The 12,760-nt window shown below is 40.4% G+C and carries 13 protein-coding genes and 1 tRNA gene; 4 read left to right on the forward strand and 10 right to left on the reverse strand.

Translation table 11 applies throughout. The features are described 5' to 3' along the window. Nucleotides 1-118: 118 nt before the first annotated feature. The 4 genes from HM003_03585 to HM003_03600 form a co-directional block, all read right to left on the reverse strand. Nucleotides 119-191, reverse strand: a tRNA-Cys gene (locus tag HM003_03585). 37 nt (nucleotides 192-228) lie between these two features. After that, on the reverse strand, nucleotides 229-1,266 hold the full coding sequence (locus HM003_03590; protein ID MBX5328420.1) for a HesA/MoeB/ThiF family protein: 1,038 nt from the start codon (nucleotides 1,264-1,266) through the stop codon (nucleotides 229-231). A gap of 29 nt (nucleotides 1,267-1,295) precedes the next feature. Next, a complete protein-coding gene (locus HM003_03595; protein ID MBX5328421.1) occupies nucleotides 1,296-2,990 on the reverse strand; it encodes an ATP-dependent DNA ligase in 1,695 nt (564 codons plus the stop codon). 107 nt (nucleotides 2,991-3,097) lie between these two features. Next, the gene (locus tag HM003_03600) at nucleotides 3,098-3,481 is read right to left on the reverse strand and encodes a hypothetical protein (GenBank protein MBX5328422.1); all 384 of its coding nucleotides are present in this window, start codon (nucleotides 3,479-3,481) and stop codon (nucleotides 3,098-3,100) included. A gap of 145 nt (nucleotides 3,482-3,626) precedes the next feature. Here HM003_03600 and thrC point away from each other — a divergent pair, with 145 nt between their 5' ends. From thrC to HM003_03615, 3 genes are read left to right on the forward strand one after another with little or no spacing between them, the layout of a single operon-like run. Next, nucleotides 3,627-5,027 (forward strand): threonine synthase, encoded by a 1,401-nt coding sequence (gene thrC / locus HM003_03605; GenBank protein ID MBX5328423.1) that lies wholly within the window; start codon nucleotides 3,627-3,629, stop codon nucleotides 5,025-5,027. A gap of 50 nt (nucleotides 5,028-5,077) precedes the next feature. Beyond that, on the forward strand, nucleotides 5,078-5,821 hold the full coding sequence (locus HM003_03610) for an ECF transporter S component (protein ID MBX5328424.1): 744 nt from the start codon (nucleotides 5,078-5,080) through the stop codon (nucleotides 5,819-5,821). A 29-nt stretch (nucleotides 5,822-5,850) separates the two neighbouring features. Further along, a complete protein-coding gene (locus tag HM003_03615; protein ID MBX5328425.1) occupies nucleotides 5,851-6,858 on the forward strand; it encodes a hydrogenase in 1,008 nt (335 codons plus the stop codon). On the opposite strand, the gene HM003_03620 is transcribed toward HM003_03615, so the two are convergent. Beyond that, nucleotides 6,823-7,602: a glycosyltransferase family 2 protein gene (locus tag HM003_03620; protein MBX5328426.1), complete on the reverse strand. Its 780-nt coding sequence runs from the start codon at nucleotides 7,600-7,602 to the stop codon at nucleotides 6,823-6,825. The genes HM003_03615 and HM003_03620 overlap by 36 nt on opposite strands. A 229-nt stretch (nucleotides 7,603-7,831) precedes the next feature. Here HM003_03620 and HM003_03625 point away from each other — a divergent pair, with 229 nt between their 5' ends. Next, nucleotides 7,832-8,866, forward strand: coding sequence for a radical SAM protein (locus tag HM003_03625; protein ID MBX5328427.1), 1,035 nt, complete (start codon nucleotides 7,832-7,834; stop codon nucleotides 8,864-8,866). Between the two features lie 2 nt (nucleotides 8,867-8,868). Here HM003_03625 and HM003_03630 read toward each other — a convergent pair whose 3' ends face one another. From HM003_03630 to HM003_03650, 5 genes are all read right to left on the reverse strand, one after another. Further along, nucleotides 8,869-9,144, reverse strand: coding sequence for a hypothetical protein (locus HM003_03630; protein ID MBX5328428.1), 276 nt, complete (start codon nucleotides 9,142-9,144; stop codon nucleotides 8,869-8,871). A 305-nt stretch (nucleotides 9,145-9,449) separates the two neighbouring features. Beyond that, the gene (locus HM003_03635) at nucleotides 9,450-10,685 is read right to left on the reverse strand and encodes a glycosyltransferase family 2 protein (GenBank protein ID MBX5328429.1); all 1,236 of its coding nucleotides are present in this window, start codon (nucleotides 10,683-10,685) and stop codon (nucleotides 9,450-9,452) included. Nucleotides 10,686-11,274: 589 nt separating this feature from the next. Then, nucleotides 11,275-11,895 carry an AAA family ATPase gene (locus HM003_03640; GenBank protein ID MBX5328430.1) on the reverse strand — a complete coding sequence of 207 codons (621 nt, stop codon included), beginning with the start codon at nucleotides 11,893-11,895 and terminating at the stop codon, nucleotides 11,275-11,277. A 21-nt stretch (nucleotides 11,896-11,916) separates the two neighbouring features. Next, a complete protein-coding gene (gene rpl34e, locus HM003_03645) occupies nucleotides 11,917-12,186 on the reverse strand; it encodes a 50S ribosomal protein L34e (protein ID MBX5328431.1) in 270 nt (89 codons plus the stop codon). A 13-nt stretch (nucleotides 12,187-12,199) separates the two neighbouring features. Continuing rightward, on the reverse strand, nucleotides 12,200-12,673 hold the full coding sequence (locus HM003_03650; GenBank protein ID MBX5328432.1) for a DUF106 domain-containing protein: 474 nt from the start codon (nucleotides 12,671-12,673) through the stop codon (nucleotides 12,200-12,202). Nucleotides 12,674-12,760: the final 87 nt, after the last annotated feature.

Consider the following 12,760-nt stretch of genomic DNA (forward strand, 5'->3'; position numbering starts at 1 on the left):
AAAAACGTAACCTTCTTGTGCATTCTTACGCCGTCCTCCTCTCCCTCATTTATAAATAGTTTAATTCCAAAAATAACACTTTCGCTGTTTATGCAACTCTGTGCAAGCAAGCTTAAAAAGCCGGGGGTGGGAGTTGAACCCACATATAGCGGCTCTGCAGGCCGCCGCCTGAACCGTTCGGCCACCCCGGCATCATAAAACTCTGAATTAACACCTATAAATGTTTGTTTAGCTTATCCCAAGCTTCTTATTGACTTCATTGTAAACTTCCAAAGCTGACTTCTCGTCTTTAACATTCTTTATTAACATGCGTCCACTGTTGAAAAGGCTAATTTCAAAATTTTTATAATCAAAAATAATTGCAAAGTGAGATTTTACGCGAACCCTAAAATGCTGCTTAACCATTTCGTAGACTTCGTTAAGATTCAGTTTTGACGGCTTTTCTGGATTCACGTTAACTGTTTCCCGCCCGCACAACCAAACAAGCTTATCCTTAACTCCTAAAGTAATGGCGCCTTGACATGCTGGACAGCCGTCTCTTTTGAAAATGTCAATTGTTGTAAAATACATGTCGTTAAAATCGCAAATCATAAACTTGCTCTTCAAAGGAGAACCCATCCCAGCCAAAACTTTTATGGTTTCCATCGCTTGCATTGTCCCAATGATTCCAGGCGTTGCGCCAAGCACCCCGCGCACATCGCATGTCAGCAACTCCTCATCGCTGACGCTTGGAAAAACACACTCTAAACATGGCGTTTCAGGTGGAGCAAAAACCGAAAGATTCCCTTCAACTCCAATCGCGGCTCCAAAAACGTAGGGAATCTTAAATTTTGCACATGCACGATTAATCATATAGCGCGTTCGCATGTTATCCAAACCGTCAACAACACAATCAACATCATACAGAAGCCTTTCAACATTGCTTGTATTCAAGTTTTCAGGAACAGCCTCCACATTCACCAGCGGATTAATCTTCTTCAATCTTTTAGCAGAAACCTCAACCTTCGGATAACTCAAATCATCAACACTATACAAGACTTGCCTGTGCAGATTATGCAATTCCACAGTGTCCTGGTCTATCAAACGCAAGTGCCCAACACCAGCAAGAGCCAAATAAAGCGATGAAGCAGTGCCTAAACCGCCAAGCCCGACCACTGCAACCTTCGATCGTGCAAGCGTTTCTTGCCCCTTCTTGCCAAACTCTTTCAATACTATTTGGCGACTGTAAAACTCTTCAAACTTAGGAATCTTTCGAATTTTAGGCATCTGTTTTGCTCTCCTCGCTTACTATTGCGTCATTCAGCCTTATATCTGCCTTTTTTCAAAAACTGCCTCTCATAAATTTCTCTAACTTTCTGTATTGTGTCTGCTTCTTCTGGAGCCTTGTCATATCTTATGCGGTTTATCCGCGCAAAACGCAAAGCCATGCCACACTTGTACTTTGGACTTTTCTGAATCTCATTATATGTTACTTCAACAACTATCTTTGGAACAACAACCACTCTACCACGCTCTTTCTTCACGGCTAACTCCTTAAGTCGCCTAGTTATTTCAGCAAACTCCTCGTCCGTCAAGCCCTTAAACGTTTTACCCACAGTCAAAAACTCGCCACTTTCAGTATCCCGCGCCGCCAAATAATAATCTGAAAGCCACTCACGCCTTCTGCCATAACCATACTCAGCCGCAACAATAGCCAAATCTAAAGGTTCAAGAACAGGCTTTATCTTTAGCCACCGTTTTCCACGAATCCCAGGCGTGTAGGGGCTGTCGGGTTTCTTTGCCATCAACCCTTCATGTCCAGCGTCTATTGCCTCTTTAAGAAAACGTTCAGCTTCTTCAGTTTTGTCGGTGATTAACTGTTTTGTTAATGGTATTTCGCCAGCGTTTTCGGTTAAAATTTGTCTTCGTCGCAGATAAGGAAGAGTGATTAAGCTTTCTCCATTGAGATATAGAATGTCAAAGAGGTAAAGTTTGACTGGAAGCTTTTCAGTCATATCCTCAACCGCGTGGACTCGCCTGAACCTTCGCATTAAATGTTGAAAAGGAATAGGATTGCCACTTGCATCAACAGCAATCACTTCACCCTCCAATATCACTTCTTTTGTGCTAACGTTCTTTCTCGTCATTTCAACTATTTCGGGCAAGCTTTCGGTTACGTCTGTTAATCTACGACTAAAAATTCTTACATCATCACCAAGCTTGTGAATCTGCACTCTGGCGCCGTCCAACTTGTACTCAAAAGCTGTTTTGCCACCATGCTCCTTCAAAGCCTCAGCAATGTCCTTCGCCATCTGAGCCAACATTAAGCTTACGGGTCTGAAAACTTTAAAGCTAATTTTCGTTAAACCTTCTTTCCCTTCAGTCTTGGCTATTGCAGCAACTTCTCCAATATCGCCCAAAGTCATGCTTGCCTTCTGCACAGCCTCAAGCGGAATCTGAAAAGCCTTCGAAACTGCCTGCTCCATTAACCCTTCATAAAAGCCAGTCCGCATTCCACTTATGAAGATTCTAATCAAATATTTAGCTTCCAGAGGCGAAGCTAAACTCAGCAACGATTCTATTAAGCGTTCCTTCTTCTCTCTTGAACCATACCCAGAAACTTCAGCAATGGATTCTAAACTGCGCCTAACCTCTAAAATAGTTAATGTTCTTTCAAAAAGAGTCGCTTGCCTCTTAACCTTACTCTCTTCAAAAACAATTTTCGTAGCTGAACCTACATCGCCAGTCTTACGGAAAGCTTCAGAAAAAACACTCCATTCAATGCCGGCGATGCGCTTTATTATACCGCTCAAAGTTGCCCAGCTAACCTCCGGTGTCCGCGGACTCCATTTCGGAAAAGCCCTGCCCAAAAGCATAGATATCGCAGGCTCAACTTCTTGTGGCTCGAGATTCTTCAGAAAATCCGAGACAAGGTCTATCATTTCAAGCCTTTTGGTTGTGGCTTCTAGTTTTTCGCCCAATTCAGCCAAAGCCTTGAAGGAGGTAGACATAATATTTACCTTTAAAACATCTCTAATTCTTCATTTGTTAACTTAAGAGATAAAAGTTGTTTTAGATAAGCCGTGAAAAAAGAAGTTGATAGTTGAGCGGATGTCTTTTAGAATGTTGCTTCCAGCTTTGCTTTAACTTCCTTTATTTTTTTCTCGATTTCTTTGACTTTCGCTTTCTTGTTCATCGCTGTATAACAGTCTCGGGCGTATTCCAACGCGCTTACTCCGAACCTGTCAAATCCTTTTTGAAAAGACAAGTCTGCGGATTTAAGGAAATGTTCTACAGCAGCCTCATAATCTTTTAATGCATAAGCGCACTCACCAGCCTTGTAAAGCATAGAGGTGGAATCAAAATAGTTCTGCACCTTATGATACAGCTCAGCGGTTCGCAGGAAAAGCTCCATAGCTTCTTTGTATTTGCCAGTCTCATAAAGCGTGTTCGCGTCCTTATGCATCTTAACCGGATCTTCTTTCACTTTTCCTTCACTCATGATGGTCAACTCGCAAGTTGCTATCTATCAACATAACACTCACATTTAGGTTTTCCCATTCTACAGTCTCACAAGAGAAAATTGTAAACATTAAAAAGCATTCAGACCAGAATAACTATTGACACCAATTTAGTGGAGCAAAATCATGAGCCTCCGATGCGTCCAGTGTGGTTCAAAATTCCCACTCTACCCATCAAAAATTAAGTGCGACAAATGCGAAGGACCATTAGAATACGACGGTGGCTTATCTAGAAATAGTAAAGTCAAATTTTCCGGGCAATTACGTTTTTGGAGATACAAGCCTCTGCTTCCACCAGTACGGCACATGGTAAGCCTCGGCGAGGGCGGAACACCGCTGCACAAAGCAGAGAGACTTGCCAAAAGCATAGGATTGAAAGAGTTATATTTGAAAGATGAAACCCGCAACCCAACAAACTCCTACAGAGACCGTGCAGCCGCTCTCCTCATATCCAACGCCATAGACCTCCATCATACAGCGGTAGTCTGCGCATCCAACGGAAACATGGGCGCCTCTCTATCTGCTTACTCTGCAAAGGCAGGATTAACATGCCATGTGATAGTACCTAAGCTAGTTGATGTCGGAAAACTAGCCCAAATGCTTGCTTACGACGCAGTTATTGAAGAATTCGGCGAACTCCTTGACGATTCCATACGCAAAGCCCAAGCTTTAGCCAAGGAGACCGGTTGGTATCAAGCTACAGCGGAGCTGAATCCTCTTTCAATTGAAGCTCAGAAAACAATTTCCTATGAAATATCTGAGCAGTTGGGCGTTCCAGATTGGCTCATTGTATCTATAGGAAGTGGTGGAACCATCTACTCACTCTGGAAAGGGTTTAAAGAGCTTAAACAACTTGGAATAATAAAATCCTTGCCTAAAATGGTCGGCGTCCAACCAGAAGGTTGCGCATCTATAGTTAAAACATTAACAGAAAAGCGTGCCAAAGTTGAGAAAGCACGAAATCCATCCACTCGTGCACTAGCTATTTTAGTAGCAGAACCGTTGCAAGGAGAATTAGCAATAAAAGCCTTAAGGGAATCGAATGGTTTAGCCTTGACCGTTTCGGACGCAGAAATTTTTGCAGCAGAGCTTCAAATAGCCAAATTAGAAGGAATTTTTGCAGAACCAGCAAGCTCCACTACAATCGCAGCATTGAAAAAACTCGTTGAAGAAGGAAAAATAAGCAAAACAGACAATGTTGTATCCTTAATTACAGGAAGCGGACTCAAAGCCACAGACGTGCTCCAAGCATTGACCAAAAAACAAAAAACAGCGGTCCTCGGCTTAGAACTGAGCACAAAGGAGAAAATATTGCGAGCCCTTTACGAGAAAGACACGTACGGTTATGATTTGTGGAAAAAGTTAGGCAAAACAATGACAAGAGCAGCAATCTATCAACACCTCAACGAGCTTTCCGAAAAAGGATTAATAACTGGCTACGAAAAAGAAAGGAAGAGATTTTTTAAAATAACGCAACGAGGCAAAAAAGTTTTACATGTAATAGATGCTGTGAAACTTCTGCTTTGACTCGAAAAACTAATATAGTATAGTTACAACTATACTAAAATGTGATGGCGATGCTAACGGAGAAAACGATTTCAACACGTAGTTTGGCGGTCACAGCGGTCTTCACAGCGCTTGTTTGCGTTGTAACAATACTTTTTTCCATATACGTACCTGCAACAGAGGGATTCTTTAACATAGGCGAGTCTATGGTTTTTCTTTCCGCTCTTCTTTTCGGACCTTTCGTGGGAGCCTTCGCCGGCGGAGTAGGCTCCATGTTAGCTGACCTAATCTTAGGTTATCCACACTACGCGCCAGCCACGCTTATAATTAAGGCTTGTGAAGGCGCTGTTGTAGGAACACTTAAAAGCAAAAATCCGAAGTTCTGCACCAAGATTCAATGGAAGTTTTTAACTTTAGCTTTAGGTATCGTTGCTGGTTTCTTGCTCGGTTGGGTTGGCACTACCCGCTACAGTGGCGACGTAGAACTAACACTAGGCTGGGGAACATTCGCCTTTTATGTCCCTCCAGAAGTATGGATAACGCTCGGAATAATAACAGCCCTAGCCATAGCTGCCTTAGGCCGTTTAAGCGACCCGGAGTTTGGATGGACAATTTTTTCCGTAATCGTCGGCGGCTTCGTCATGGTTTTGGGGTATTTCCTTTACCAAATGTTCCTAATTTATCCACTTTTCAAAATCGAAGTAGTAGCTATAACTGAGATTCCAGTAAATATTGGGCAGATGCTTATTGGGTTAATCATCGCAATACCTGTAGCGAAAATTGTTTTGCAGCGTCTACCACAACTTAAAAGCTAAAACCACAATAATGTCCACGGAGGGTTAATATGGAACTACTATTTGGTAAAATCTCCATAGACATCCTAAGAGAAGTCGTTTTCAAAAATTTAGGCGTAAAACGCAAAGAAGTCGTTCTAGGTCCATCCGTTGGAATTGATGGCGCCGTGATAGATGCTGGAGATAAATCGCTGATTGTTTCAATGGACCCCATCACTGGAGCATTAGAACGCATAGGCTGGCTCGCAGTAAACATCAACGCAAACGACATCTCAACATTTGGTGTAGAACCAGCATTTTTCTTCTCATGCATACTGCTTTCAGAAAAAGCAGACAAAAAAACCATTGAAACCATATGCGTCCAAATGGATAAAGCCGCAAAACAGTTAGGAATGACAATCGCTGGCGGACATTGCGAAGTAACTCCTGGACTATCATACCCAATAGTTGTGGGTTGCGCAATGGGCGTAACAGAAAAAGGAAAATATGTAACAGCTGGCGGCGCTAAACCCAGAGACAAATTAATAATGACTAAAACCGCGGGAATCGAAGGCACCGCCATACTTGCTTCAGATAAAGAACAACAATTAAAAAAAGCCGTTAATGCATCACTATTGAAAAAAGCCAAACAGTTTTTCTACCAAATAAGCGTCGTCAAAGAAGCCATAACCGCCTACAAAACAGGCGGCGTCAATGCCATGCACGACCCAACAGAAGGAGGCATAGCGGGAGGAATACACGAAATAGCAGATGCCTCAAACCTAGGTTTCAAAATCTTCGAAGAAAAAATCCCCGTAAGTAAGGAAACTTTGGAAATATGCAGATTCTTTAAAATTGATCCTTTTCAATTAATCAGTTCTGGAGCCTTACTAATCTCTGCCAAACCAGAATTTGCAACAAAAATAACTAAACGCTTAGAAGAACAACAGATTCGTGCATCTATTATTGGCGAATTCTCAAAGAACTCACAAAAGCGTATAATCATAAGGAAAGATAGCAAAATCAGTGCTTTACCAAGACCTTTATCTGATCACCTTTGGGCCGCCATTCAGAGATGAAAAATTTCCTGATTGCTTATTTAACAACTGCAAAAACCAGTAAAACAAGAAGAATGGATAGTAGAAAGCGTATCTAAAAATATGGCTATATGCTAAGCCGCATTTTATTTCTAATGTAGCTAACGAAATACTTTCTTTCAAATTCCAATCTTCATATGGCCTATAATGCAAACAGTAAATATCATCTCCTATGACGACCTTGTAGCCTTTCTTCTTAATCCAATTCACAATATACGCATCTTCATAAGCGTGCAGTTTCTCAGGAATCTTAATGTCTTCTACAAGTTCGCGCCGAATGAGCGTGTCATGCATTCCTCCTCTGAGATTAAAACAATCTCTCGCAACCAGCATAAGAGAATGTAGCAAAAATTTGTTTTTCACCATTTGTATTACATCAATGTTTAATCCCCAAATTGCACCAACATCATCCGCAATACATTTTTCAGCCTTTGCAAACCAGTCCTTGCAGAGTATTACGTCGCTGTCTGCAAACATGAACCATTCTGTCTCTACTTCTTTTATTCCCCTCTCTCTCGCTTTAGCCCTTGAACCGTTTTCAGTGATAATCTTAATATTTCCATATTTCTTATTCAACTTATTGATGATGCTTAACGTGTTATCTGTTGAAGAACCGTCAATAATTATCAAACGTTTGACAGGGACGTTTTCATAAATTGACGCTAAGCATCTGTTCAGTATATGTTCGCTGTTTTTTGTAAGCATTACAACGTCTATTGACTTCATGAAGTTGTCCTCGGCTTCTACCAAGATTTGGATATTTAGATCATTGCTTGTATTTTAGATTATTTAAAAAGACAGTGATTTATCTTTAACTATTAGATCTAATAGCAAAAATGGCTTGTAGCAACATCTATCACGGATTCCATGCGGCTTAACCTTATATTCTTAAATAGTTTCTTTGATTTTATTGCTTGACTTGCTCAAATATAACGCGTGGCGTGCATAATCGGTGATGACTTTAGAAAAAGCTACTAGCATTATGGTCCGTTCTCTAACACCTAACAGACCATATCATGTGCAATGGATGATCACGAGAAAATGTAATTACCGCTGTAAAGGATGCAATGTTTGGCGAGAACAAGACAATAGAGAATTGCCGACTGAAAAAGTAAAAGCGGGATTAGACATTCTCCGCAAACTTGGAGTAATGGAAGTTGTGTTATCTGGCGGAAACCCACTTTTACGGGAAGACATAGACGAAATCATAGAATACGCCTCCAAATTCTTCATCACAACAGTTTACGATAATGGAAGCATGGCTGCAAAAAAAATTGACGCTTTGCGACATGCTGATTTCGTTGCAATCTCAATTGACAGCTTACACCCAGAAAAAAACGACTATGTCAGAGGCGTAAGAAATGCGTGGAAAAATGCGGTGGAAGCCGTTGAAAAACTTCAAGAAGAAGGCATTTCCGTCAGTGTTTCGCCAACTATTTCACAATTTAATTTATACGAAATTTTAGATTTCACAAACTACTTTCTCAACAGAAATATTCCAGTTTGGTATTGCTTGTACTCCTACGATTTCTCCATCGACCCTGACCAAATCTTTAAAATAGGCAAGAAAAACGATGAATTCGCAATTGTTGACAACAAAGCAATGGTTGACCTTTGCGATTCTCTTTTGGCATTGAAGAAGAAAAACAGCAGAGTTTTTATGACCTCTAAATTGCTGGCCGCTATAAAGAATCTTTACTTGACAGGAGAAAGAACATGGAAGTGTCGTGCACTACAGAATTTTTTTGTGATAGATCATCTTGGCAGAGTTGCCGGATGTCACTTGCATAATCCAGTGGCGTCCATATTTGACTTGCCAGACGCATGGAACAGCCCAAAATTTGAGAACCTACGGAGAATATACAGCAACTGCAATAGCTGCACTTATATGTGCTATATTTTCTATTCTATCCACGGAAGCGTTGCGGGTAACCTCCGAATTGTTAAGGAGCAATGGAAAAACGCCGGTCGCTTCTTAAAGAAAAAGTAATCTTATGTCTCTAAATTTGGCAAAATAGCGATAATTTCAGTTATTTTCTTGGCAATTGCTTGATCTAATCCGAATTTTTCTTCTTCCATGCTTTGTAAAGGAAGAATCTTCTTTTTCGGTAGATACTGCATAATGATTATGTCATTCATTATTATTCTTGGTCCCGCATCTTTTGGTTTTTTCAGTTCAAAAAGCGCAGGTAATAGCATGATAATTATGAAAATGATAACTCCGGAAAACAATAAGATAAATGTGATCGAAGTCTGATTCAGAATCATTGTTACCTCTAAAACTAATCCTCGCAGTTTGTATTAAAATCTTTTCAAAATTGCAGATTATCGTTACTTGAATCCTTTGTCATGTTTGCTTTTAAGAAAATGCTTCAATGTCTTCTAAAAAACATTCTTTCCATAAGAGTCTCAATGCTTCAGAAACTTGCTTTTCTTTAACGCTGTCATCCTCGATGTTGAAAATTTCCATGCTGATGATGTTGTTACATACGTTCAATTTAAAAGAGTTGCGGAACAGAATCAAGAGAAAATGTATGCATTACAGTTTTTGTTTGCCAGTTTCTTTGAAGTGATTACTTTATGAGGTAGCAATCGCCATTTCCTGTGTGGTTTGTTCTTTCCCAGTGATTAGTGTTTTTCCTAGTGATTTTTGATATTAGCAAGTCGATGAAAGCTTTCGTGCATATGAGGATGTTATACAGAAAAGTGAAAATCAGTAGCGGAATCAATCGGTTGGCTCTTGTTCTACCATCCAAATATGCGCCGGCGCCTACCTCAAAAAATGGCGCGAAATTTCCGCCCAAGCTATAAAGTGCGATTGGCATAAGCGCCCATTGCACGCTAAGTCCTTGGGAACATTTAACGAAGAAAAGCGGAATTCCTATGACCCACGAAAGCAAAACCCAAACTGGCATGAAATAAACATTCAACAAAAGTAAACCATCAATCTTCTCTCTAACCCTTAATTTATCGCTTCTTAACACGCTAAGCCAATGTTTGAAAAAACACTGCATGTGCCCCTTTGCCCATCTATACCTCTGCTTCCAGTAATCACGCCAGTTTTCAACTGCTTCTTCGTAACATTCAGCGTCATTCACATAGTAAACTTTGTAGCCGGAAAGATAAGCGCAAAAAGTCAAATCTGTGTCTTCAGCTAAGACGGATTCGTCCCACCCGCCTAAACGTTCTAAGAGGCTACGGCGGAAACCGCCTACTGTGCCTCCGAATTGTGGTATTAGTCCAAGGTTGTGGCGGGCTTGTTGGTCTATGCGGTATCCACCTATTCTTTCTAAAGCCACGAGTCTTGTTACCAGATTTTGGGGCTCGTTCAACACTGTGACTCTGCCTTGCACTGCTCCAACTTTTGGGTCAGAGAAAACGCTTGCAAGTTTTTCTATGATGTCTCTTTGTGGATAGTAGTCTGCATCGAAGCAAAGTACAATTTCGTTTTTTGCATGCTTAAGCCCAACGTTTAGAGCTGACGGTTTTCCACGTCCTCCTTCCTCTTTTTTTCGATGTATAACTTCAATGTAGCTATAGGCTTTTGAGTAATCATCCGCTATTCTTCCAGTTTTGTCTGCTGAGGCATCATCAATAACTATTACTTGCATCTTATCTTTTGGATAGGTTAGTTCAGTTACTCTCTGAAGTAGCCTTCCAATCACTTTTTCTTCATTGCGTGCAGGGATTAGAATCGACACGCTAGGCTGGTGCGCGATGTTTTCTATAGTAGTGGAGTTTCTTGGTTTTTGAGCACTCTTGAGAACTGCAAAGGTGAAAATATAATGTCGAATAAGGTAAGTTACCATTATAGCTGCCAACAGAAGAAAAAATGAGTCTACAATTGCGATTATCAAAGTTTAAACCTCTTGCTTAGAAGTGCTTAGAAACGTCAAGCTCATTGACCAAAATGAAACCATCCATAACGCGTTCAAAAAAGGATTCAAAATGATGTATAGACTTTTAAGGAAATCACCAAAGCAAAAAGCAGAGACTGTGACGAGTAAAAAGAAAATATAGTTCCAGACGAAGCAAATGACATTACCGATTGCAAGAATACAAAATTTTCTTTCCAATGTCCCAGATAATGGAAAAATCAGGGAGACAAAAAGAAAATTGAATATCGCCAAGGTAAAAGCAGATTCGGCATTAATGCACGAAGAAAAGAAAAATAGACAAGAAACTATTGCACTTGCTAAAATTCCGAAGACAACGTGATTTAGCCTCAATTTGCTTTCGCTCATCCTTACTCACTTTTGCACGGGCAAATTGAAAGTTAATTATAGAAAAATAATCTAGAAGATAATTCTAGAACCTTTTTAAAATTTGCGCAAAAACCCGCCAACCAGAAAATAATAGGACAAAACCTTTGCTTTTACCTACGACAAAAATGGAGTATCAGAAACTCTTGTTGTTCTCTAATTGCCAGAGATTGTCAATTACCATACACAAGACTTCAAACACTTCATCCGCATCCAGGTGTTCAGTATCCAAAATTACATGGAAAGGACGAAAATCGTCTCCAAGTTTAAAACCATAAAGCTTTTCATAAATAGCCTTTGTACCTCTCTCTTTAATTCGCAACGCCTTTAAGGCTTCCTTAACACTTATCTGGTCTCTTTTCGCTATTCTTTCCGCGCGCTTTTCAGGAGAAGCCTCTAACCATATTTTAAAACCTTTCTTAACAAGCCAAGGCATCGTCCAACTATCCAAAATTACATTCCCTTGTTTTGCTAGTTCCAAAAGTTTCTCGTCAACCGCCTTGTCAAACTTCAAATTTTTCTCTCTTCTTTCTAAAAAGCGCAATCCCTCTCTACTTTCCCACCAACCATGTTTCAAAATTCGGTAGCCTTCTTCCTCTGCAAGAATTTTTAGTGCGTCCCCGCCAGAATAATATTTTAGTCCATATTTTTCAGCAAGCTTTTTTGCTAATGTGCTTTTTCCGCTTCCAGCCATTCCGCTAATGCAAAGAACTATGGATTTCCCGCTTTTCTTCTTTAGTTTTTTGTTTGCGGTCATTGTTATTCTCCAGAAATTGTGTTAGACAGTTCTTGCAAATTGTCTTATAGCCTTTTTTACACAGTTAGCGCATACTTGTCCGCCGTAGAACCGCCAGATTCTTCTTTTGCTTCTGTTAAGTTTTCTTATTTCCACAGTTGTCATCCGTGATATTCCATCTAAAGGTCGGCTACATATAAAGCATAATGCTACAGAAGGAACCCTCTTTTTGTAGTGAATTCTACTTTTACCACCAGGTAACGTCACCTTGAATTGCTTTTCGCCTCTCGTACGCAAATGAGGTTGAGGCATAACTCGTCACTCTCTATTCTATAGGCATGATGCCTAGAACACGCGAAAAAATAGTTCCAAAAGCAAAGGAACATATAAAGTACCACCAAAACAGATCTATCTTACCAATGCCGGGGATTATTGCGATGGCATTACCAGCATATGCCGGACCTAGCACGAACAACCAAATGAAGATGTAAGAGAATGAAAGAAGAAAAAGGATCAGCTGAGGTCTGGCCATTTTTTTCTGCATGCTAAGGATTTCTGATTCTTTCTTTTTCAATTTCTCAAGTAATTTCTTATCCTTTGTTCGGAATGCTTGCGTGCTCAAAGCACGATGCTCCGCTATTTCTTTCTGCATCATTCGATATTGTTCCCAACCAACAAGTTTGGCTATGAGAAGACGGTTAACGGATGAGCTGAGAAGTGAAATGGTTACACAAACAAACATAATTATTATTGTGGCTCCAGGCGCTTCCGGCATCAACAACCACTCAATGAAGTTCATCCGTCACCCTCCACATTCATTAGATTCCGCAGTCACTTCTTTTGTTCGTCTTTTTCGTTAATAACTATTTTTATCAAATCGCTTAAA

The sequence above is a fragment of the Candidatus Bathyarchaeota archaeon A05DMB-5 genome (assembly GCA_019685655.1).
Taxonomy (GTDB): Archaea; Thermoproteota; Bathyarchaeia; order Bathyarchaeales; family Bathycorpusculaceae; genus DSLH01.